Source organism: Serratia proteamaculans (assembly GCF_013337185.1).
GTDB classification, from domain to species: Bacteria; Pseudomonadota; Gammaproteobacteria; order Enterobacterales; family Enterobacteriaceae; genus Serratia; species Serratia proteamaculans_D.
In genome coordinates this window covers 96,181-118,470 of record NZ_SWDE01000005.1, presented here as the reverse complement: position 1 = coordinate 118,470, position 22,290 = coordinate 96,181, and the positions used below count along the sequence as shown (strand labels likewise).

Sequence of the window (22,290 nt, the reverse complement as noted above, 5' to 3'; positions counted from 1 at the left end):
GTTAAATCTCGTCGACGCTTTCTGCTACAATCCTCTCCTACGTTATAAAGTCGAGCAATAAAGCGCCATGCGATTAAACCCCAGCCAACAACAAGCCGTCGAATTCGTTACCGGGCCCTGCCTGGTGCTGGCCGGTGCCGGTTCCGGCAAGACGCGCGTCATCACCAACAAAATCGCTCACCTGATCCACAACAGTGGTTATCAGGCGCGACACATCGCCGCCGTGACCTTTACCAATAAGGCCGCGCGTGAGATGAAGGAGCGTGTGGCGCAAACCATGGGGCGCAAAGAAGCACGCGGACTGATGATTTCCACTTTCCACACGCTGGGGCTGGAAATCATCAAACGTGAATATGTCGCGCTGGGGATGAAGTCCAACTTCTCACTTTTCGACGATCAGGATCAGCTGGCGCTGTTGAAAGAACTGACCGAGAAATGGCTGGAGAATGACAAAACGCTGGTGGCACAGCTGATTTCTACCATCTCCAACTGGAAGAATGACCTGGTCGATCCCCAGAAGGCAATGGAGCTGGCGCGTTCAGAACGCGACAAGCTGTTCGCGCATTGCTATGGCCTGTATCACGCGCATATGCGTGCCTGTAACGTGCTGGATTTCGACGATTTGATCCTGCTGCCGACCCTGCTATTGCAGCGCAATGAAGAAGTACGCGAACGCTGGCAGCAGCGTATTCGCTACCTGTTGGTGGATGAATATCAGGACACCAACACCAGTCAGTACGAGCTGGTGAAACTGCTGGTGGGTAACCGCGCGCGTTTCACCGTGGTGGGGGACGACGACCAGTCGATTTACTCCTGGCGTGGTGCGCGTCCGCAGAACCTGGTGCTGTTGAAGGAAGACTTTCCGGCGCTGCAGGTGATTAAGCTGGAGCAGAATTACCGCTCCAGCGAGCGTATCCTGAAGGCGGCGAATATCCTGATCGCCAATAACCCGCACGTATTTGAAAAACGGCTGTTTTCCGAGCTGGGCTACGGTGAAGAGCTAAAAGTGGTGACCGCCAACAATGAGGATCATGAGGCCGAGCGCGTTGTCGGGGAGCTGATTGCCCATCACTTCGTGAAGAAAACCAACTACGGCGATTATGCGATCCTTTATCGTGGTAACCATCAGTCACGGCTGTTTGAAAAAATGCTGATGCAAAACCGCATTCCTTACAAAATCTCCGGTGGCACCTCGTTTTTCTCGCGGCCGGAAATCAAGGATCTGCTGGCCTACCTGCGTGTTCTGACTAACCAGGATGATGACAGCGCGTTCCTGCGTATCGTTAACACGCCAAAGCGTGAGATTGGCCCGGCAACGCTGCAAAAGCTGGGAGAATGGGCCAATCAACGTAACAAAAGCCTGTTCCGCGCCAGTTTCGATCTCGGCCTGAGCCAGCACCTGACCGGTCGTGGATTAGAGTCGCTGCAACGCTTCACTCACTGGCTGGACGGTATTGCCCAACTGGCGGAGCGTGAACCGATAGCCGCGGTGCGCGATCTGATCCACGGCGTAGATTACGAAAGTTGGCTGTTTGAAACCTCACCCAGCCCGAAAGCCGCTGAAATGCGCATGAAAAACGTCAATACCCTGTTCGGCTGGATGACGGAAATGCTCGAAGGCAGCGAGCTGGATGAGCCCATGACGCTGACCCAGGTGGTCACGCGCTTTACCCTGCGCGACATGATGGAACGCGGCGAAAGCGATGAGGAACTGGACCAGGTGCAGTTGATGACGCTGCACGCCTCCAAAGGGCTGGAGTTCCCTTATGTGTTCCTGGTGGGAATGGAAGAGGGGTTACTGCCGCATCAGAGCAGCATTGACGAGGATAACGTCGATGAAGAGCGGCGTTTGGCCTATGTGGGGATCACCCGTGCCCAAAAAGAGCTGATTTTCACCCTGTGTCGCGAACGCCGCCAATATGGTGAGCTGGTGCGGCCGGAGCCAAGTCGCTTCTTGTTGGAGCTACCACAGGATGACCTGGCGTGGGAAAGTGAACGTAAGGTGGTCAGTCCGCAAGAACGGATGCAAAAAGGTCAAAGCCATCTGGCGAATATTCGCGCCCAGTTGGCCAAGGCTAAAGGCGGAAGTTAAAAGTAAGGGCGCGGTTAGCGCCCTTGTCATATCAACGTTGTTCTTCCAGTATCAACGGCCAATGAACATAGCTTTGCCAATGACTTTCCTGATCCAGCAACTCTGCCCGTAGCGGGTGCTGTTCCAGCCAACCCGGCGGCAGGATCACCGTCAGTTCATCATCATTATTGGCACGCAGGCGTACCGCCGGCAGCGTATCGTCGCGGCGACGGCTGGCAAAGATGATGGCCAGGCGCAAAATCCGGCATAAACGTTGCGCCGTTCGCGGCGGCAGGGCGTTTTGCTGGCTCAGCAGTGGCAGATCGATAGTGTTGCTCTGGTTTTGCAGCAGGGTGGCCAGCAGTTTTTTCTGTGCCGGGGTGAAACCGGGTAAATCCAGATGGCGAATCAGGTAGGCGGCGTGTTGCGGCGCCTGTTTGAAATCAACGCTGAGGCCGATTTCGTGGATCAGACAGGCGCTGTGCAATAACTCGCGACATCGCGTATCCAATTGCCATTCATTGCTCACCTGCTGTGAGAAGTTGGCAGCCAACTGACTGACGCGTTCGGCCTGCTCGGTATCCAACAGGTAACGTCGTTGCAGGTTGCGAATGGTACGGCTGCGGATGTCCTGTTCGACCGGCAGATGCAGCATGCCGTAGACCAGTCCTTCGCGCAGTGCGCCGCCGGCCAGCATCATGCTTTCGATGCCCAGTTCCTGGAAAATCGCCAGCAGGATCGACAGCCCGCTTGGGAACACCAGAGCGCGCTCCAGCGTCAGTCCTTCAATTTCCAACTCTTCCAGCTTGCCGCATTGAATGGCGCGCTGTTTCAACTGGCGTAGTTTGGACAGGGTGATACGTTCATCCATACCCTGTGCCACCATGATTTCCTGCAGCGCCTGGACGGTGCCGGAAGCGCCGACGCAGATTTGCCAGCCGTGCTGACGCAGCTGTGGCGCGATGGGACGCACCATTTCACGCGCAGCCTGTTCGGCCCGCTCGAAATTCTCCAGCCCCAGATTGCGATCGCTGAAGAACCGTTCCAGCCAGGTGACACAACCCATCGACAGGCTGTACAGTTGAGCCGCCTGTGCGCCGGTACCGGTGACCAGTTCGGTGCTGCCGCCGCCGATATCGACCACTAAACGCTGGTCCGGACCGCCGGTGGTATGGGCAACGCCGTGGTAGATCAGCCGTGCTTCTTCCTCACCGCTGATCACCTGGATCGGGCAGCCGAGAATTTGTTCTGCGGTTTGCAGAAACTCATCGGCATTGGACGCCAGACGCAGCGTGGCCGTGGCGACCACTCGGATCTGTGCGCGTGGAATGTCCTGCAGGCGTTCGGAGAACAACTTCAGGCATTGCCAGCCGCGCTGCATGGCTTCATGCGACAGGAGATTGTTTTGATCCAGCCCGGCCGCCAGACGCACCTTGCGCTTGATGCGCGCCAAAGTCTGAATACTGCCGGCCACCTCGCGCACCACCAACATGTGGAAGCTGTTGGAGCCAAGGTCGATAGCGGCATAAAGTGCGCTGGAACTGAGCATGGTCTATCAGCCTGAACGTTTACGGTTACTGCGTGGCGCGCCGCCACGACGTGGCGCGGAGTTACGGCGTGGGCCGTTGCCGCCGCGTGGGCGTGCCAGGCGTTTCGGCGCAGGCAGGTCACTCATTAACGCATCGCTGTTGTACTTGCTCACCGGAATGCTGTGGCCGGTGTAGGTTTCGATCGCCGGCAGGTTGAGCGCGTATTCTTCGCAAGCCAGGCTGATGGAATGACCGCTTTCGCCGGCACGGCCGGTACGACCGATACGGTGAACGTAGTCTTCGCAGTCGTCAGGCAAGTCGTAGTTGAAGACGTGGGTAACCAACGGAATGTGCAGACCGCGAGCGGCGACGTCGGTGGCGACCAGAATATCGAGGTTGCCCTTGGTGAAGTCATCGAGAATACGCAGGCGTTTTTTCTGCGCCACATCGCCGGTCAACAGGCCTACGCGGTGACCATCGGCAGCCAGATGGCCCCAAACGTCTTCACAGCGGTGCTTGGTGTTGGCGAAGATGATGCAGCGGTCAGGCCACTCTTCTTCGATCAACGTCTGCAGCAGACGCATTTTTTCTTCGTTGGACGGGTAGAACAATTCTTCTTTAATGCGGTGGCCGGTTTTCTGTTCCGGTTCCACTTCAACATATTCAGCGTTGTTCATCTGCTCGAAAGCCAGTTCGCGTACGCGATAGGACAGGGTGGCAGAGAACAGCATGTTCAGGCGTTGATCGACCGCAGGCATGCGGCGGAACAACCAGCGAATGTCTTTGATAAAGCCCAGATCGTACATGCGGTCGGCTTCATCCAGCACCACAACCTGGATCGCGCCCAGATCGATATAGTTCTGTTTGGCGTAATCAATTAAACGACCGGTAGTCCCCACCAGGATATCCACGCCGCTTTCCAGCACTTTCAGCTGTTTGTCGTAGCCATCGCCGCCGTACGCCAGACCCATTTTCAGGCCGGTGGACTGGGACAGGGCTTCCGCATCGGAGTGGATCTGCACCGCGAGTTCACGCGTTGGCGCCATGATCAAGGCGCGCGGCTGATTGATCTTGCGATCCTGTTTCGCCGGGTGAGAAAGCAAATAGTGAAAAGTAGACGTTAAAAATGCCAACGTCTTTCCGGTACCGGTTTGCGCCTGACCTGCAACGTCACGCCCAGAGAGCGTGAGCGGCAATGCTAACGCCTGGATAGGCGTGCAATGTTGAAACCCTTTCTTTTCAAGGGCTTCAAGGACTAACGGGTGCAGGGCGAAGTCGGAAAACTTCTGTTCGGTCAAGTGTGTTTTGCTCATAGTGTGGTAGAATATCAGCTAACTATTGCTTTACGAAAGCGTATCCGGTGAAATAAAGTCACCTTAGGTTGGTTAATGCTACACCAACAAGGTAGACACAATCCTTTGGAGTAGAACATGAGCGATAAAATTATTCACCTGACTGACGGCAGCTTCGACACCGACGTGCTGAAAGCTGAAGGGCCAATCCTGGTCGATTTCTGGGCTGAATGGTGTGGGCCGTGCAAGATGATTGCTCCGATTCTGGATGAGATTGCCGATGAGTTCGAAGGCAAACTGACCATCACCAAGCTGAATATCGACCAGAACCCGGCAACCGCACCCAAGTACGGTATCCGTGGTATCCCTACGCTGTTGCTGTTCAAGAACGGTGAAGTGGCCGCGACCAAGGTTGGTGCGCTGTCCAAAGGTCAGCTCAAAGATTTCCTTAACGCGAATCTGTAATCGGGCGGGAAGCCCTATACCCAATGGATGTGATGCGGCGGCTAAAAACGCTGCCGCGTGAGAGACAACGGGGATATACAGGCGTCTGGCGGGGATGTTCAATTCACCGCTAGACGCCTGCCAAGAAGCGTGTTAAGTTTAACCATACTGCATATAGAACTTGCCCGAAGTTTTAAATCTAAAGAGTCTAAATCTAAAGCTTTACTCTATGTTGAACCGCTGGCGTTGAAAGAAAAAATGAACTCAGCCCGCGTTTTAGCAATCAAACGGTTTTGCAAAATCAATTTTAAGGTACCTTCGATCTTAAACCGTCAATGCGCGCGTCCTCTGTAAGCCATTTCTTACCGTGACGGCTCAGCGCCCGGTGATCGAACGTCCAGTAAACAGGCACGAATATCCAATGGATTTCAAGGTGTGGCCAGTCGGCAACCGAAAGCGTCTTCGCAGCTTAGTCCGCTAAGTTTTGGGATGAACAAGGGAAGCCAACGCAACCACCAGAAAGCCGGAAGAGATATCCCGCTGCCATACCATTCACGATGTAAGTTCGAGACATACCCCGAGTTTAAGAACCCACCACTATGAATCTTACCGAATTAAAGAATACGCCGGTTTCTGAGCTGATTACTCTCGGCGAAAATATGGGGCTGGAAAACCTTGCCCGCATGCGCAAGCAGGACATTATCTTCTCTATCCTTAAGCAACATGCGAAAAGTGGAGAAGATATCTTCGGCGATGGCGTGTTGGAGATATTGCAGGATGGATTTGGTTTCCTCCGTTCCGGAGACAGCTCCTACCTTGCAGGCCCCGACGACATCTATGTATCCCCTAGCCAAATCCGCCGTTTTAACCTCCGTACAGGTGACTCCGTTTCCGGTAAGATTCGTCCGCCAAAAGAAGGCGAGCGCTACTTTGCCCTGTTGAAAGTTAACGAAGTTAACTACGACAAACCGGAAAACGCCCGTAGCAAGATCCTGTTCGAGAACCTGACCCCACTGCATGCCAACTCCCGTCTGCGGATGGAACGCGGCAACGGCTCAACCGAAGACCTGACAGCACGCGTGCTGGATCTGGCTTCGCCGATTGGTCGTGGTCAGCGTGGTCTGATTGTTGCCCCGCCGAAAGCCGGTAAAACCATGCTGCTGCAGAACATTGCGCAGAGCATCGCTTACAACCATCCAGACTGCGTGCTGATGGTACTGCTGATCGACGAACGTCCGGAAGAAGTGACCGAGATGCAGCGTTTGGTGAAGGGCGAAGTTATCGCTTCTACCTTTGACGAGCCGGCATCTCGCCACGTTCAGGTTGCAGAAATGGTGATCGAGAAGGCCAAGCGCCTGGTTGAACACAAGAAAGACGTGATCATCCTGCTCGACTCCATCACTCGTCTGGCGCGTGCCTACAACACCGTTGTACCGGCTTCCGGTAAAGTGTTGACCGGTGGTGTGGATGCCAACGCCCTGCATCGTCCCAAGCGTTTCTTCGGTGCGGCACGTAACGTTGAGGAAGGCGGCAGCCTGACCATCATCGCTACCGCGCTGGTCGATACCGGGTCGAAAATGGACGAAGTTATCTACGAAGAGTTTAAAGGTACCGGCAACATGGAATTGCATCTGGCGCGTAAAATCGCCGAGAAGCGCGTATTCCCTGCTATCGACTACAACCGCTCTGGTACCCGTAAAGAAGAATTACTCACCACCTCTGAAGAACTGCAGAAAATGTGGATCCTGCGCAAAATCATTCACCCGATGGGCGAGATTGATGCGATGGAATTCCTCATTAACAAGTTGGCCATGACCAAGACCAACGATGAATTCTTCGATATGATGAAGCGCTCATAATGACGATGCGCTCATAATTGAGTAAATATTCCAAGAACGCCACGCCTAGTCGTGGCGTTTTTTGCTTTTGGAAGATACGATAAGTAACAGAAATGGAAACGTAAGTTATTTTCGTGACTTACTGAGAATTCATCTTATTTGCGGTCGGCGTTTCGTCGTTCGCGCATTGTTAGTGCCGAAACAGCGGGCAAATACGGTGGAATAAGAATGAATGGCTGTCGTCATAGGAAATGACTGAAAGGTAGCGGGATACCATGGCGCAACCTGTCGCCCGTGTTAAGCTGCCTTATCTTCTACAGAGATCTTGTTAACTGTGAACTTACTCACTATGAGTACTGAAATTCTATTTGTTTTCCTGTTTTCTTTGGCTTTTCTCTTTGTTGCCCGTAAAGCAGCAAAACGTATCGGTCTGGTTGATAAACCTAATTACCGCAAACGCCATCAGGGGTTGATCCCTCTGGTCGGGGGTATTTCTGTTTACGCCGGGCTGTGCTTTGCCTTCCTGATCTCTGACCAAACGATTGCGCATGGCAAACTCTACCTCGCTTGTGCGGGAATATTAGTGTTCGTTGGTGCTCTTGACGATCGTTTCGATATCAGCGTTAAAATTCGTGCGCTGGTTCAGGCACTGGTCGGCATCGCGATGATGGTCTTCGCCGGGCTTTACCTGCGCAGCTTTGGTCATGTGCTGGGCGACTGGGAAATGCTGCTGGGGCCGTTTGGCTACCTGGTCACGCTATTTGCCGTCTGGGCAGCCATCAACGCCTTTAACATGGTCGACGGCATTGATGGCTTACTGGGTGGCCTGTCGTGCGTGTCTTTCGGTGCGCTGGGCGTGTTGCTGTACCTGAGCGGTCATTCTGAATTGGCCTTCTGGTGCTTCGCAATGATAGCCGCCATCGTGCCTTATATTCTGCTTAACCTCGGCATTCTTGGCCGCCGGTATAAAGTGTTTATGGGGGATGCCGGCAGCACGCTGATCGGTTTCACTGCCATTTGGCTATTGCTGCAAAGTTCGCAGGGCAAAGCTCATTCCATCAATCCGGTTACCGCGTTGTGGATTATTGCCATCCCGCTGATGGACATGATTGCGATCATGTACCGCCGTTTACGCAAAGGGATGAGCCCTTTCTCTCCAGACCGCCAACACATTCACCATCTGATTATGCGCGCGGGCTTTACGCCCCGGCAGGCTTTCGTGTTGATTACCCTGGCGGCAGCCTTGCTGGCGGCCATCGGCGTGCTTGGCGAACGCCTTACTTTTATCCCTGAATGGGTTATGTTGGCATTATTCTTGCTTGCCTTCTTTTTATACGGTTACTGCATTAAACGCGCCTGGCGTGTTGCACGTTACATTAAGCGTATCAAGCGCCGTCTGCGGCGTTCGAACGGCAATAAGCAAGTATCTTAACCAGAGGCTTTTGGGCAGTGATGAATCCAGAAACAAGGTCTGACAAGAATATCCCGGCGGTGGATAACGAACTCGATATCCGCGGCCTGTGCTGCACCCTGTGGCGCGGTAAACCATGGATTATCGGTATTGCGGTGTTGTTCGCCGTGGTAGCACTGATGGTTTCCTACCTGGTGAAACAGGAGTGGAGTGCGACGGCGATTACCGACCGGCCAACAGTGAATGCGTTGGGGGGGTATTATTCCCAGCAACAATTCCTGCGCAATCTGGATGTGCGGACCATGCCGGCCGCCAGCACCGATCAACCCGGCATTGCTGACGAAGCCTATAATGAATTTATTATGCAGTTGGCGGCCTACGATACGCGTCGCGATTTCTGGCTGCAGAGCGATTATTACAAGCAGCGCCAGGAAGGCGATGCGGCTGCCGATGCGGCCTTGCTCGACGAACTGATTAACAATATTCAGTTCACGCCACGTGATGATAAAAAAGTGCCGAACGACGGCGTGAAGCTGACGGCGGAAACGGCGGCGGATGCCAACCGTTTGTTACGTCAATATGTGGCGTTCGCCAGCCACCGCGCTGCGCAGCATTTGAACGAAGAGATCCAGGGTGCCTGGGCGGCCCGTACCACCTCGATGAAGGCGCAGGTCAAGCGCCAGGAAGCGGTAGCGGCGGCAGTGTACAAGCGTGAATTGAATACCATTCAACAGGCGCTGAAAATTGCCGAGACGCAGGGTATCAGCCGGACTCAGACCGATACGCCGGCAGAGCAACTGCCGGACTCCGATCTGTTCCTGCTGGGCAAACCTATGCTGCAGGCGCGTTTGGAAGGGCTACAGGCTTCAGGGCCAACCTTCGATCTCGATTACGATCAAAATCGTGCGATGCTGTCGACATTGAACGTCGGCCCGACATTGGACGAGAAATTTCAGACTTACCGCTATTTGCGGACCCCGGAAGAACCGGTAAAACGTGATAGCCCACGGCGGATATTCTGGTTGATCATGTGGGGCGCGATGGGCGCTTTGGTTGGCGCAGGTGTTGCCCTGGTGCGTCGGCCGCGTAATTAAAAATAATATAATAATTCGCTGAAGGGCGCATAAGCGCCCAATTCGCAGGTACGCCTGCGGTTAACCGACCAAAAGAGATTCGCTGTGAAAGTGTTGACTGTTTTCGGCACCAGACCTGAAGCCATCAAAATGGCCCCGCTGGTACATGCCCTGGCTCAGGATGAAGCCTTTGAATCAAGAGTCTGCGTTACGGCACAGCATCGTGAGATGTTGGATCAGGTATTGCGGTTATTTGAGATAGTGCCTGATTACGACCTGAACATCATGAAGCCCGGCCAGGGATTGAGTGAGATCACCTGCCGTATTCTGGAAGGCCTGAAAGGCGTTCTTGAAGAATTCAAACCGGACGTGGTGCTGGTTCACGGTGATACCACCACCACGCTGGCGACCAGTTTGGCGGCGTTTTACCAGCGTATCCCGGTTGGACACGTAGAGGCAGGTCTGCGCACCGGCGATCTTTACTCCCCGTGGCCGGAAGAGGCTAACCGCAAGCTGACCGGCCATCTGGCGATGTACCATTTTGCCCCGACGGAAAATTCGCGTCAGAACCTGTTGCGCGAACTGATAGCGGACGATCATATCTTTGTCACCGGCAATACGGTGATTGACGCACTGTTCTGGGTACGCGATCGGGTGATGGGTGATGCTGCATTGCATGACAGCCTGTCACAGCGTTATCCGTTCCTGGATGCCGACAAAAAAATGATCCTGGTGACCGGCCACCGTCGTGAAAGTTTTGGCGGCGGGTTCGAGCGGATTTGCAGCGCGTTGGCTGAGATTGCCCGCACTCATCCCGATGTGCAGGTTGTGTACCCGGTGCATCTCAATCCCAACGTCAGCGAACCGGTCAACCGCATTCTGAAAGGGATTGATAACATCATCCTGATCGACCCGCAGGATTACTTGCCCTTTGTGTACCTGATGGCTAACGCTTATATGATCCTGACCGACTCGGGCGGTATTCAGGAAGAGGCTCCGTCATTGGGCAAACCGGTGCTGGTCATGCGCGATACCACCGAACGGCCAGAGGCGGTAGATTCGGGCACGGTACGTCTGGTGGGCACCGACGTGGCCAAAATTGTTGATGCGGTTACCCGGTTGCTGACGGACGAAAACGAATATCACGCCATGAGCCGGGCGCATAACCCTTACGGTGACGGGCATGCCTGCCAACGTATTCTCGAAGCTTTGAAGAATCATCAGGTGACACTATGAGTTTTAACACTATTTCGGTTATCGGCCTGGGTTATATCGGTCTGCCAACGGCGGCGGCGTTTGCCTCCCGCAAGAAAAAAGTGGTGGGCGTAGATGTTAACCAACATGCGGTAGATACCATTAATCGCGGTGCGATCCACATCGTTGAACCCGATCTGGATAAAGTGGTGAAAGACGCAGTCGACGGCGGCTATCTGCAGGCGGTGACCCAACCCCTGGCGGCAGATGCTTTCCTGATCGCGGTGCCAACGCCGTTTAAAGGCGACCACGAGCCGGATCTGGCCTATGTCGAAGCCGCGGCTAAATCCCTGGCACCGGTGCTGAAAAAGGGCGACCTGGTCATTCTGGAGTCCACCTCTCCGGTCGGCGCTACCGAGCAGATGGCGCAGTGGCTGGCCGAGGCGCGCAGCGATCTCAGCTTCCCGCAGCAGGCGGGTGAAGCCGCTGATGTGAACATCGCTTATTGCCCGGAGCGCGTTTTGCCAGGGCAGGTGATGGTTGAGCTGATTCAGAACGACCGTGTTATTGGCGGCATGACGCCAAAATGCTCGGAGCGCGCCAGCGCGTTGTACAAGATTTTCCTCGAAGGCGAGTGTGTGATTACCAATTCCCGCACTGCAGAGATGTGCAAACTGACCGAAAACAGCTTCCGCGATGTGAATATCGCCTTTGCCAATGAGCTGTCATTGATTTGCGCCGATCAGGGCATCAATGTCTGGGAACTGATCCGTTTGGCAAACCGCCATCCACGGGTGAATATCCTGCAGCCTGGTCCTGGCGTTGGCGGCCACTGCATCGCGGTCGATCCTTGGTTTATCGTGTCACAGAACCCGCAGCAGGCGCGTTTGATCCATACTGCGCGTCTGGTGAATGACGGAAAACCTTTGTGGGTGGTCGATCGCGTTAAGGCGGCGGTTGCCGACTGTCTGGCGGCGACCGACAAGCGTGCCTCAGAAGTGAAAATTGCCTGCTTTGGCCTGGCCTTCAAACCGAATATCGACGATCTGCGTGAAAGTCCGGCGGTGGAAGTGGCACATCTGATTGCCGATTGGCACGTGGGCGAGACGCTGGTCGTTGAGCCAAACGTGGAACAACTACCGAAATCATTGGCCGGCCACGTGACGCTGAAAGCGTTGCCAGAAGCGTTGCAGCAGGCGGATGTGCTCGTGATGCTGGTCGACCATAAGCAATTCAAGGCAATCAAGCCGGAAGAGATTACGCAATCCTGGATCGTGGATACCAAAGGGGTTTGGCGGTGAAACGTATTTTAGTCACTGGAGGCGCCGGCTTTATTGGCTCCGCGGTCGTGAGGCACATTATCGAAGCCACGCAGGACAGCGTCCTGGTGCTGGATAAACTCACCTATGCGGGCAATCTGGAGTCGCTTTCAGTGGTGGCCGATAACCCACGCTATTCGTTTGAACAGGTGGATATCTGCGATCGCGCGGCGTTGGATCGGGTGTTTGCCGAGTACCAGCCGGACGTGATCATGCATCTGGCGGCAGAAAGCCACGTTGACCGTTCTATCGACGGCCCGGCGGCATTTATTGAAACCAACGTGGTGGGCACCTACACCATGCTGGAGGCGGCACGCCATTATTGGCAGCCGCTGGACGCGAAGAAAAAGCAAAGCTTCCGTTTCCACCACATTTCCACCGACGAAGTGTATGGCGATCTGCACGGTACGGACGATTTGTTCACCGAAACCACGCCTTACTCGCCAAGTAGCCCGTATTCGGCCTCGAAGGCTTCCAGCGATCACCTGGTTCGCGCCTGGCTGCGTACCTACGGCCTGCCGACATTGGTTACCAACTGTTCCAATAACTACGGCCCGTATCACTTTCCTGAGAAGCTTATTCCGTTGGTGATCCTCAATGCCGTTGCCGGTAAACCTTTGCCGGTGTATGGCGACGGGGCGCAGGTGCGTGATTGGCTTTATGTGGAAGACCACGCTCGCGCGTTGTACCAGGTGGTTACCGAAGGTGTGATCGGCGAAACCTATAATATTGGCGGTCACAACGAGCGCAAGAATATTGAGGTGGTACAAACTATCTGCGATCTGCTGGAAGAGTTGGCTCCGAACAAGCCACAGGGTGTTGAGAAATACCGCGACCTGATTACTTACGTCAAGGATCGTCCGGGCCATGATATGCGCTACGCGATAGATGCCGGAAAAATTGACCGGGAGCTGGGCTGGCGTCCGCAGGAAACCTTTGAAAGCGGCATCCGCAAAACGGTTTCCTGGTATCTGAACAATGAAACCTGGTGGCGTCGCGTTCAGGACGGTTCCTATGCAGGTGAACGTTTAGGTTTATCCGACTAAATTTAGCTGGGCTGCCTCTCGAATGGTGGCCCTGCGGATTCTGGAGTGAGTATGAAAGGTATTATTCTGGCGGGCGGTTCCGGCACACGCTTACATCCGATTACCCGCGGCGTATCCAAGCAGCTATTACCTATTTACGACAAGCCGATGATTTACTATCCGCTGTCAGTTTTGATGCTGGCGGGTATCCGCGACATTTTAATCATCTCTACCCCAGAAGATTTGCCCTCATTCAAACGCTTATTGGGCAGCGGCGAAGAGTTCGGCATTAACCTCAGCTATGCCGAACAACCCAGCCCCGACGGCCTGGCGCAGGCATTTTTGATTGGCGAAGAATTCCTCGCCGGTGAGCCGAGCTGCCTGGTGCTGGGTGACAATATTTACTTTGGCCAAGGCTTTAGTCCGAAACTGAAGACGGTTGCCGCCCGTACGCAGGGCGCTACCGTGTTCGGTTATCAGGTCATGGATCCTGAGCGCTTTGGCGTGGTGGAGTTTGATGATAATTTCCGCGCGCTGTCGATTGAAGAAAAGCCGAAAGCGCCTAAATCCAATTGGGCGGTGACCGGGCTGTATTTCTACGACAGCCAGGTTGTGGAATTCGCCAAACAGGTGAAACCTTCGGAGCGCGGCGAGCTGGAGATCACCAGCATTAACCAGATGTACCTGGAGCGTGGCGAACTGACCGTCGAACTGCTGGGGCGCGGCTTCGCCTGGCTGGATACCGGCACTCATGACAGCCTGCTGGAAGCCAGCAGCTTTGTGCAGACGGTGGAAAAACGTCAGGGCTTTAAAATTGCCTGTCTGGAAGAAATTGCCTGGCGTAACGGCTGGCTGGACGATGAGGGCGTGAAACGCGCCGCACAATCGTTGCTGAAAACCGGTTATGGCAAATACCTGCTGGATCTGCTGCATGCCCGCCCACGCCAGTATTGAGCCCTTAGCCTGGGAAACAGAGTTTTTCGCCCTTAACAGCGCCAAACTCAACTTTTCTACGGCGGCTCCGATGCTCACCGAGGCTGAACTGGATGTCTACGCATTGGTGCAGGCCAAAATTCCGGCGCATCAAACTGCCTGGGCGGACGGTTTGGCTCGTTTAGGCTTCCAACTGGTTGAGGGTGAAGTCGATCTGGTGCTGAATCTCGGCGCGGAATGTGCATTACCTCATTCCGTGACGCCGCGGGCCATTCGCCCGGCGGTGCCGGCCGATATCCCGATGCTGCGTGAGGCGGCGGCCAGCGTGTTCACCTCCAGCCGTTTCCGCGCCCCCTGGTATCACTCCCAGGACAGCGGCCGTTTTTATGCTGAATGGATAGAAAAAGCGGTATTGGGAACCTTTGACCACCAATGCCTGTTGGCATTGGATCCTACCGGACAGCCGGAAGGCTTTGTCAGCCTGCGTGCACTGGGTGGCCAGGAGGCCCGAATCGGCCTGCTGGCGGCGTTCCCCGGCGCGGCAGGCAAAGGAATTGGCTCGCGACTGATGGCGGCAGCCATGGCAGAGTGCCGCCAAGGGGCGCTGCAGCGCCTGCGGGTTGCGACCCAGTTCGGTAACATCGCCGCACTGCGGCTCTATCAACGACAGGGTGCTGTTATTGAAAGCACCTCGTACTGGTTATACAGAGGAAGACATGATCCCATTTAACGCTCCACCGGTTGTTGGCACTGAACTTGACTATATGCAGGCTGCAATGAGCAGTGGCAAGCTGTGCGGTGACGGTGGCTTTACCCGTCGTTGCCAGCAGTGGATGGAGCAGCGGTTTGGCAGTCCGAAGGTGCTGTTGACGCCGTCCTGTACCGCCTCGCTGGAGATGGCGGCGATCCTGCTGGATATTCAGCCGGGCGATGAAGTGATCATGCCGAGCTTCACCTTTGTTTCAACCGCCAATGCCTTTGTGTTGCGTGGTGCCACCGTAGTGTTTGTCGACCTGCGTCCTGACACCATGAACATCGATGAAAGCAAGATTGAAGCGGCCATCACCGATAAGACCCGTGCCATTGTACCTGTGCATTACGCCGGTGTTGCCTGCGAGATGGACACCATCATGGCGCTGGCGGAAAAGTACAAATTGTATGTAGTTGAAGATGCCGCGCAGGGCGTGATGTCCACCTACAAGGGCAAAGCGCTGGGCACCATCGGCCATATTGGCTGCTTTAGCTTTCACGAAACCAAAAACTACACCGCAGGCGGTGAGGGCGGCGCCACGCTGATTAACGATCCGGCGCTGATTGATCGGGCGGAAGTCATTCGCGAGAAAGGCACCAACCGCAGCCAGTTCTTCCGTGGGCAGGTGGATAAGTACACCTGGCGCGATATCGGCTCCAGCTATCTGATGTCAGATCTGCAGGCCGCTTATCTGTGGGGGCAACTGGAAGCCGCCGAAGCTATCAACCAACGTCGTCTGGCGCTGTGGCAACAGTATTACGACAGCCTGCTGCCGTTAGCCGAGGCGGGCCGTATCGAGCTGCCGAGTATCCCGGCGGACTGCGTGCAGAATGCCCATATGTTCTATATCAAACTGCGCGATGTTGAAGACCGTACTGCGTTTATCGATTACATGAAAGAAGCCGAGATCATGACGGTGTTCCATTACATTCCTCTGCATGATTGCCCGGCGGGCGATCGCTTTGGCCGCTTTGCCGGGGAAGACCGTTTCACCAGCCAGGAGAGCGCGCGATTGGTACGTTTGCCGTTGTTCTACAATATGACTGATGTCACTCAGCGCACGGTGATCAATACCATTCTCAGCTTCTTCGCCTGATATGTCGCTGGCAAAAGCATCGATTTGGACCGCCGGCTCTACGCTTATCAAGATTGGCGTGGGGCTGTTGGTGGTGAAACTGCTGGCGGTGGCCTTTGGTCCCAGCGGGGTGGGGCAGGCGGGTAACTTCCGCCAGTTGATTACCGTGCTGGGCGTGCTGTCCGGTGCCGGGATTTTTAACGGCATCACAAAATACGTTGCCGAATACCATCAGGATCCGCAGCGGTTGAAACTGGCCGTCGGCACGGCGTCGACTATTGTGCTGGGGTTTTCCACGCTGTTGGCGCTGGTGTTCTTGTTCGCGGCCAAACCTATCAGTATCGGGCTGTTCGGCCATGCTGATTATGTTGGCGTGGTGCGGGCGGTGGCGTTCATTCAGATGGGTATTGCTTACGCCAACTTGTTTATGGCGGTGCTGAAGGGCTACCGCGATGCGATGGGCAATGCACTGTCGGTGATTGGCGGCAGCCTGATTGGCGTGGTGGCCTACTACCTGTGCTTCAGACTGGGCGGTTATGAAGGCGCCCTGGCGGGGTTGGCGTTGGTACCGGCATTGGTGGTATTTCCCGCCGGTTTTATGCTGTGGCGTCGCAAAACCCTGCCGCTGAGCTATTTGGCTCTGGCATGGGATAAGGCGCTGGCCAGCCATCTCGGCAAGTTCACCATTATGGCGTTGATCACTTCAGTGACGCTGCCGGTGGCCTATGTGATGATGCGTAACCTGCTGGCAAGCCATTACAGCTGGGAAGAGGTGGGGATTTGGCAGGGCGTCAGCAGCATTTCCGACGCGTATCTGCAGTTTATTACCGCCTCGTTCACCGTCTATCTGCTGCCAACGCTGTCGCGATTAAAGGAAAAAAGCGCTATCTCGCAGGAGATTGTGCGCTCACTAAAATTTGTGCTGCCAGCGGTGGCGGCGGCAAGTTTCACGGTCTGGTTGCTGCGCGATTTCGCCATCTGGCTGCTGTTTACGGACAAGTTCGTCGCGATGCGCGATCTGTTCGCCTGGCAACTGGTGGGGGATGTGCTGAAGGTTGGCGCTTATGTATTTGGCTACCTGGTTATTGCCAAGGCGTCGCTGCGTTTTTATATCCTGACCGAAGTCAGCCAGTTCTTGCTGTTGACGCTGTTTTCGCATTGGTTGATCCCTTTGCACGGCGCGCTGGGTGCGGCACAGGCCTACATGGCAACCTACATCGTGTATTTCACGCTCTGTAGCTGCGTATTTATTCTTTATCGTAGACGAGTATGACTACACTGATTCACGTACTGGGATCTGACATCCCGCATCACAATCAGACGGTGCTGCGTTTCTTCAACGACGTGTTGGCGAAGCGCCTGCCGTCCGATCAGACACGCCATTTCATGGTGGCTGCCAAAGATGCCGCCGCGTTAGGGCCGTTCCCCGAACTGAACCTTGAATGTCATCCGGATAAGAAAAGCCTGGCGATGGCGGTGATAGCCCGTGCTCAGGCCGATCGCGACCAGCGTTTCTTCTTCCATGGGCAGTTTAACCCGACGTTGTGGTTGGCATTGCTGAGCGGCAAAATCAAAGCCCATCAGGTCAGCTGGCATATCTGGGGTGCTGACCTGTATGAAGACGCCACCAGTTGGAAATTCCGCCTGTTCTATTTGCTGCGTCGTATTGCACAAGGCCGTGTTGGACGCGTGTTCGCCACCCGTGGTGATGTGATCCACTACCAGCAGCGACATGCGCGTGTGCCTGCCTCCCTGCTGTACTTCCCGACGCGGATGGATCCGGCATTGACCGGTATCAGCGTAGAGAAAAATCTGGCCGGGCCGATGACCATTCTGGTGGGCAACTCCGGCGATCGCACCAATCGGCACGTTGAGGCACTGAAAGCGATTCATCAGCAGTTTGGTGCGGATGTGCGCGTGATCCTGCCGATGGGCTATCCGGCCAACAACGAGGCTTATATTGAACAGGTCCGCACTGCCGGGCTGGAGTTGTTCAGTGCCAGGAACCTGCAGGTGCTGACGCAGCAGGTGGCGTTTGACGACTACCTGAACATTCTGCGCGAGTGCGACCTTGGCTACTTTATCTTTAACCGCCAGCAGGGGATCGGTACTCTTTGCCTGCTGATCCAGTTTGGCGTACCGTTCGTGCTGAGCCGGCAGAACCCGTTCTGGCAGGATCTGGCGGAGCAGCATCTGCCGGTGCTGTTCTACGGTGATTCGCTTGATGAGGCAGTAGTGCGTGAAGCGCAGCGCCAACTGGCGTCAGTGGACAAGCAGACGATCGCCTTCTTTAATCCCAACTATGTTGATGGCTGGCAACAGGCATTAGCCCTGGCTGCAGGGGATAACTCATGACGCTGGCGCAATTTGGCGGGTTATTTGTCGTCTACCTGATTGGTACGTTGTTTGTTCTGACGTTGACCTATCAGGAGTTTCGGCGCGTCCGCTTTAACTTCAACGTCTTCTTTTCGCTGTTGTATTTGCTGACGTTTTACTTCGGCTTCCCGCTGACCTGTCTGCTGGTGTTTCAGTTTGACGTTGAGGTGGTACCGGTCGAGTTCTTGCTGTACGCCATTCTCTCGGCCACCGCGTTTTATGCGATTTACTACGTCAGTTATAAAACCCGGCTGCGTAAGCGCAGCGTACAGCCGCGTAAACCGGTATTCAGCATGAACAGGGTTGAAACCCATCTGACCTGGATTTTACTGGCATTGGTGGCGATCGTTACCGTCGGCATTTTCTTTCTGCAAAACGGTTTCCTGCTGTTCAAGCTCAACTCTTACAGCCAGATTTTCTCCAGCGACGTGTCGGGTGTAGCGCTCAAACGGTTCTTCTATTTCTTCATTCCGGCGATGCTGGTGGTGTATTTCCTGAAGCAGGATCTGCGTGCCTGGTTCTTTTTCCTGGCGGCGACGGTGGCTTTTGGCATCCTCACCTATGTGATTGTTGGTGGCACCCGCGCCAATATCATTATCGCCTTCTCGCTGTTTCTGTTTATCGGTATCGTACGCGGCTGGATCTCGCTGTGGATGCTGGTGGCCGCCGGGGTGTTCGGCATTGTCGGCATGTTCTGGCTGGCGTTAAAGCGCTATAGCCTGGACGTCAGTGGCCCCGAGGCGTTTTATACCTTCCTGTATCTGACGCGTGACACCTTCTCGCCGTGGGAAAATTTGGCGCTGTTACTGCAAAACTACGACAAGATTGATTTCCAGGGATTGGCGCCGATAGTGCGTGATTTCTATGTGTTCATTCCGAGCTGGCTGTGGCCGGGCCGACCGGACACGGTGCTCAATACCGCCAACTATTTCACCTGGGAAGTGCTGGATAACCATTCTGGCCTGGCGATTTCACCGACGCTGATTGGTTCGCTGGTGGTGATGGGCGGCGCGTTGTTCATTCCTGTCGGCGCGATACTGGTGGGGATGATCATCAAATGGTTCGACTGGCTGTATGAGATGGGCAAAAGCGAGTCGAATCCTTATAAAGCCGCCATATTGCAGGGCTTCTGCTTTGGCGCGGTATTCAACATCATCGTATTGGCGCGAGAAGGGGTGGATTCCTTTGTCTCGCGGGTGGTGTTCTTCTGCCTCATTTTCGGCGCCTGTTTGCTGATGGCAAAATTGCTGTACTGGCTGTTTGATACTGCCGGATTGATTAAGGCGCGGGTGCAGCGTTCGCGAACGCTGCACCCGCCAGCTTCATCCGTACGTGTCGACGGCCTTTCGTAAGGGTAATATAAGATGGAAGCAAAAATCACGGTTCCCAAATATGAGCTGCGCGGTTTCAGCCTGTGGGGATTTCGCGATATGGCGCAGTGCATGGATTTTCTGTTCGACGGTGGCCACGTAAAGCGGGGCACGCTGGTTGCCATGAACGCCGAAAAAATCCTGACGGCGGAGCAGGACACTGAGCTGCATGCCTTGCTGGATGAGGCGGAGTACAAGTATGCCGACGGCATCAGCATGGTGCGGTCAATCCGGCGTAAATATCCGCATGCCGAAGTATCTCGCGTAGCCGGAGCCGACCTGTGGGAAGCGCTGATGCAACGCGCCGGCCGTGAGGGCACGCCGGTGTTCCTGATAGGCGGCAAGCCCTCGGTGCTGGCGGAAACCGAACAGAAGCTGCGCAGCCAGTGGAATGTGAATCTGGTCGGTAGCCAGGACGGTTATTTCAAGCCGGAACAACGTGAACCCTTGTTTGAACGCATCCGTGCCAGCGGGGCCGCTATAGTGACGGTCGCGATGGGATCGCCGAAACAGGAAATCCTGATGCGTGACAGCCGCAAGGTGCACCCGCAAGCGTTGTATATGGGCGTAGGCGGGACCTACGACGTCTTCACCGGGCATGTTAAGCGTGCGCCAAAGGTCTGGCAGAACCTCGGCCTGGAATGGCTCTACCGGCTGCTCAGCCAGCCGAGCCGCATCGGGCGCCAGCTCCGGTTGCTGAAGTTCGTGAGTTACTATTATCGCGGCAAGATGTAATCAAGGCGTTGGGGTGGAATATTCCGCCCCGACGCAATGAATTGTTCAATTAATCCACGTTATGGCTGATAAGCCAGCACTCCTATAACCTCAGTCCCTAAACCCACCCCCATTTATTCCATAAAGTTTTAAATTGCGGTTTGCTTATAGCGGCAAAATGCGAAACGATACCGCCCTGAAATTATCCCCAGCTGTTGGCGCCAGATGTGGCCGCATTGAACGACGTTTTTCTCCGCCGTAAGACCGTCCTATTACAAGCTGATGTCCGCCTGAGCGGCGGGAGATGATTTACGCTATTTTTCATTAAAACAATAACGACCGGTAACGGCCGGCATGCAGACACAATCAAAAGAATATTATCGAGGATTTATGCCACACACTGAAAAACCGCAAGGACTACACCGGGGGCTGGAAGCCCGGCATATCGAGCTGATTGCTCTGGGCGGCACCATTGGCGTCGGCCTGTTTATGGGGTCGGCCAGTACGCTGAAATGGGCGGGGCCGTCGGTATTATTGGCTTATATCATCGCCGGACTGTTCGTGTTCTTTATTATGCGTTCGATGGGCGAGATGCTGTTCCTTGAACCGGTCGCAGGCTCCTTTGCCGTTTATGCCCATAAATACATGAGTCCGTACTTTGGTTATCTGACCGCCTGGGGCTATTGGTTTATGTGGATTGCCGTTGGCATCTCGGAAATTACCGCCATTGGGGTCTACGTGCAGTTCTGGTTCCCGGAGATCCCGCAGTGGCTGCCGGCGCTGATCGCGGTGGCGATGGTCGCGCTGGCTAACGTGGCGGCGGTGCGCCTGTACGGAGAGCTGGAGTTTTGGTTTGCCATGATCAAGGTGACCACCATCATTGTGATGATTCTGGTCGGGCTGGGGGTGATCCTGTTTGGCTTTGGCAATGGGGGGCAGCCTATCGGCTTTGCTAACCTGACCGAGCACGGCGGCTTCTTTGCCGGCGGCTGGAAGGGCTTCCTGTTTGCGCTGTGTATTGTCGTGGCGTCCTATCAGGGGGTTGAGCTGGTCGGCATTACCGCCGGGGAGGCCAAGAACCCGCAGGTCACGCTGAAACGCGCAATTAACAACATCCTGTGGCGCATCCTTATCTTCTACGTCGGCGCCATTTTTGTCATTGTCACCATCTTCCCATGGAACGGTATCGGCACCACTGGCAGCCCATTCGTGCTGACCTTTGCCAAAATCGGCATCGTTGCCGCTGCCGGTATCATTAACTTTGTGGTGCTGACCGCTGCACTCTCTGGCTGTAATAGCGGTATGTATAGCGGGGGGCGCATGCTGTACGCGCTGGCCAAGAACCGTCAACTGCCTGCCTCGCTGACCAAGCTGTCTGCCAGCGGCGTGCCGGTGAACTGTATTGCCGTGACCATCGCCTGTCTGTTGGTCGGCTCTGGCCTGAATTATCTGATCCCCAATCCGCAGGCGGTGTTTGTCTATGTCTACAGCGCCAGCGTGCTGCCGGGTATGGTGCCGTGGTTTGTGGTGCTGATCAGCCAGCTGTATTTCCGCCGAGCCCATAAAGAAGCGATCAAAACCCACAGCTTTAAGTCGATTATGTTCCCCTATGTGAACTATCTGACCATCGCTTTCCTGGTCTGTGTGCTGATCGGCATGGGAATTAACCCGGATACTCGAATTTCTTTGTTGGTTGGGGCGATATTCCTGGCGGCAGTCAGCCTGTGCTACTTTGCTTTCGGTATGCACAAGAAACATCATCCGGCTGAAAAACGGACAGAAACCCAGCAATAACCAATGAAAAAGGGCTACGGATAGCCCTTTCTTGCGCAGGAGTGAGCAAAGCGTAATCAAACGCAACATTTCTGCGAAAAA

General features: G+C 55.0%; 18 protein-coding genes. 16 read left to right on the top strand and 2 right to left on the bottom strand.

Annotated features, from left to right (window positions below; genetic code table 11):
- Positions 1-67 precede the first annotated feature (67 nt).
- A complete protein-coding gene (gene rep / locus FCL49_RS18960) occupies positions 68-2,092 on the top strand; it encodes a DNA helicase Rep (RefSeq protein WP_174354722.1) in 2,025 nt (674 codons plus the stop codon).
- Positions 2,093-2,123: 31 nt separating this feature from the next.
- Here rep and ppx read toward each other — a convergent pair whose 3' ends face one another.
- The gene (gene ppx, locus FCL49_RS18955; protein WP_174354721.1) at positions 2,124-3,620 is read right to left on the bottom strand and encodes an exopolyphosphatase; all 1,497 of its coding nucleotides are present in this window, start codon (positions 3,618-3,620) and stop codon (positions 2,124-2,126) included.
- A gap of 6 nt (positions 3,621-3,626) precedes the next feature.
- Entirely contained in the window at positions 3,627-4,913 is a 1,287-nt protein-coding gene (gene rhlB / locus FCL49_RS18950) for an ATP-dependent RNA helicase RhlB (RefSeq protein WP_174354720.1), read from the bottom strand.
- Between the two features lie 117 nt (positions 4,914-5,030).
- On the opposite strand from rhlB, the gene trxA reads away from it, so the two are divergent.
- From trxA to thrP, 15 genes are all read left to right on the top strand, one after another.
- On the top strand, positions 5,031-5,357 hold the full coding sequence (trxA, locus tag FCL49_RS18945; protein WP_037422813.1) for a thioredoxin TrxA: 327 nt from the start codon (positions 5,031-5,033) through the stop codon (positions 5,355-5,357).
- A gap of 578 nt (positions 5,358-5,935) precedes the next feature.
- Positions 5,936-7,195: a transcription termination factor Rho gene (gene rho, locus FCL49_RS18940; RefSeq protein WP_004950874.1), complete on the top strand. Its 1,260-nt coding sequence runs from the start codon at positions 5,936-5,938 to the stop codon at positions 7,193-7,195.
- 313 nt (positions 7,196-7,508) lie between these two features.
- Positions 7,509-8,606: a UDP-N-acetylglucosamine--undecaprenyl-phosphate N-acetylglucosaminephosphotransferase gene (gene wecA / locus FCL49_RS18935; RefSeq protein ID WP_153858684.1), complete on the top strand. Its 1,098-nt coding sequence runs from the start codon at positions 7,509-7,511 to the stop codon at positions 8,604-8,606.
- 20 nt (positions 8,607-8,626) lie between these two features.
- Positions 8,627-9,679, top strand: a complete 1,053-nt coding sequence (gene wzzE, locus FCL49_RS18930) for an ECA polysaccharide chain length modulation protein (RefSeq protein ID WP_037410117.1) — start codon at positions 8,627-8,629, stop codon at positions 9,677-9,679.
- Between the two features lie 84 nt (positions 9,680-9,763).
- Complete coding sequence (gene wecB, locus FCL49_RS18925; RefSeq protein WP_174354719.1) at positions 9,764-10,894, top strand: non-hydrolyzing UDP-N-acetylglucosamine 2-epimerase; 1,131 nt, start codon at positions 9,764-9,766, stop codon at positions 10,892-10,894.
- Positions 10,891-12,153 carry a UDP-N-acetyl-D-mannosamine dehydrogenase gene (gene wecC, locus FCL49_RS18920; protein WP_174354718.1) on the top strand — a complete coding sequence of 421 codons (1,263 nt, stop codon included), beginning with the start codon at positions 10,891-10,893 and terminating at the stop codon, positions 12,151-12,153. The genes wecB and wecC overlap by 4 nt, the downstream gene beginning before the upstream one ends.
- Positions 12,150-13,217: a dTDP-glucose 4,6-dehydratase gene (gene rffG, locus FCL49_RS18915; protein WP_174354717.1), complete on the top strand. Its 1,068-nt coding sequence runs from the start codon at positions 12,150-12,152 to the stop codon at positions 13,215-13,217. The genes wecC and rffG overlap by 4 nt, the downstream gene beginning before the upstream one ends.
- Positions 13,218-13,268: 51 nt before the next feature.
- Positions 13,269-14,150 (top strand): glucose-1-phosphate thymidylyltransferase RfbA, encoded by an 882-nt coding sequence (gene rfbA, locus FCL49_RS18910; protein ID WP_012004637.1) that lies wholly within the window; start codon positions 13,269-13,271, stop codon positions 14,148-14,150.
- A complete protein-coding gene (rffC, locus tag FCL49_RS18905) occupies positions 14,128-14,859 on the top strand; it encodes a dTDP-4-amino-4,6-dideoxy-D-galactose acyltransferase (RefSeq protein WP_174354716.1) in 732 nt (243 codons plus the stop codon). Before rfbA ends, rffC begins: the two co-directional genes overlap by 23 nt.
- Positions 14,846-15,976 (top strand): dTDP-4-amino-4,6-dideoxygalactose transaminase, encoded by a 1,131-nt coding sequence (gene rffA / locus FCL49_RS18900; protein ID WP_174354715.1) that lies wholly within the window; start codon positions 14,846-14,848, stop codon positions 15,974-15,976. The genes rffC and rffA overlap by 14 nt, the downstream gene beginning before the upstream one ends.
- 1 nt (position 15,977) lies before the next feature.
- Positions 15,978-17,228: a lipid III flippase WzxE gene (gene wzxE / locus FCL49_RS18895; protein ID WP_174354714.1), complete on the top strand. Its 1,251-nt coding sequence runs from the start codon at positions 15,978-15,980 to the stop codon at positions 17,226-17,228.
- Entirely contained in the window at positions 17,225-18,310 is a 1,086-nt protein-coding gene (locus FCL49_RS18890) for a TDP-N-acetylfucosamine:lipid II N-acetylfucosaminyltransferase (RefSeq protein ID WP_174354713.1), read from the top strand. Before wzxE ends, FCL49_RS18890 begins: the two co-directional genes overlap by 4 nt.
- Positions 18,307-19,683 (top strand): ECA oligosaccharide polymerase, encoded by a 1,377-nt coding sequence (gene wzyE, locus FCL49_RS18885; protein WP_174354712.1) that lies wholly within the window; start codon positions 18,307-18,309, stop codon positions 19,681-19,683. Before FCL49_RS18890 ends, wzyE begins: the two co-directional genes overlap by 4 nt.
- Positions 19,684-19,695: 12 nt before the next feature.
- Positions 19,696-20,436 (top strand): lipopolysaccharide N-acetylmannosaminouronosyltransferase, encoded by a 741-nt coding sequence (gene wecG / locus FCL49_RS18880; protein WP_174354711.1) that lies wholly within the window; start codon positions 19,696-19,698, stop codon positions 20,434-20,436.
- A 369-nt stretch (positions 20,437-20,805) separates the two neighbouring features.
- The gene (gene thrP, locus FCL49_RS18875) at positions 20,806-22,209 is read left to right on the top strand and encodes a bifunctional threonine/serine APC transporter ThrP (RefSeq protein WP_174354710.1); all 1,404 of its coding nucleotides are present in this window, start codon (positions 20,806-20,808) and stop codon (positions 22,207-22,209) included.
- Positions 22,210-22,290: the final 81 nt, after the last annotated feature.

What these genes read in the sequence shown, in the direction of transcription:
- rep (WP_174354722.1), top strand. Translation starts at nt 68, where the DNA reads ATGCGATTAAACCCCAGCCAACAACAAGCCGTCGAATTCGTTACCGGG.
- ppx (WP_174354721.1), bottom strand. Translation starts at nt 3,620, where the DNA reads ATGCTCAGTTCCAGCGCACTTTATGCCGCTATCGACCTTGGCTCCAAC.
- rhlB (WP_174354720.1), bottom strand. Translation starts at nt 4,913, where the DNA reads ATGAGCAAAACACACTTGACCGAACAGAAGTTTTCCGACTTCGCCCTG.
- trxA (WP_037422813.1), top strand. Translation starts at nt 5,031, where the DNA reads ATGAGCGATAAAATTATTCACCTGACTGACGGCAGCTTCGACACCGAC.
- rho (WP_004950874.1), top strand. Translation starts at nt 5,936, where the DNA reads ATGAATCTTACCGAATTAAAGAATACGCCGGTTTCTGAGCTGATTACT.
- wzzE (WP_037410117.1), top strand. Translation starts at nt 8,627, where the DNA reads ATGAATCCAGAAACAAGGTCTGACAAGAATATCCCGGCGGTGGATAAC.
- wecC (WP_174354718.1), top strand. Translation starts at nt 10,891, where the DNA reads ATGAGTTTTAACACTATTTCGGTTATCGGCCTGGGTTATATCGGTCTG.
- rfbA (WP_012004637.1), top strand. Translation starts at nt 13,269, where the DNA reads ATGAAAGGTATTATTCTGGCGGGCGGTTCCGGCACACGCTTACATCCG.
- rffC (WP_174354716.1), top strand. Translation starts at nt 14,128, where the DNA reads ATGCCCGCCCACGCCAGTATTGAGCCCTTAGCCTGGGAAACAGAGTTT.
- rffA (WP_174354715.1), top strand. Translation starts at nt 14,846, where the DNA reads ATGATCCCATTTAACGCTCCACCGGTTGTTGGCACTGAACTTGACTAT.
- wzxE (WP_174354714.1), top strand. Translation starts at nt 15,978, where the DNA reads ATGTCGCTGGCAAAAGCATCGATTTGGACCGCCGGCTCTACGCTTATC.
- FCL49_RS18890 (WP_174354713.1), top strand. Translation starts at nt 17,225, where the DNA reads ATGACTACACTGATTCACGTACTGGGATCTGACATCCCGCATCACAAT.
- wzyE (WP_174354712.1), top strand. Translation starts at nt 18,307, where the DNA reads ATGACGCTGGCGCAATTTGGCGGGTTATTTGTCGTCTACCTGATTGGT.
- wecG (WP_174354711.1), top strand. Translation starts at nt 19,696, where the DNA reads ATGGAAGCAAAAATCACGGTTCCCAAATATGAGCTGCGCGGTTTCAGC.
- thrP (WP_174354710.1), top strand. Translation starts at nt 20,806, where the DNA reads ATGCCACACACTGAAAAACCGCAAGGACTACACCGGGGGCTGGAAGCC.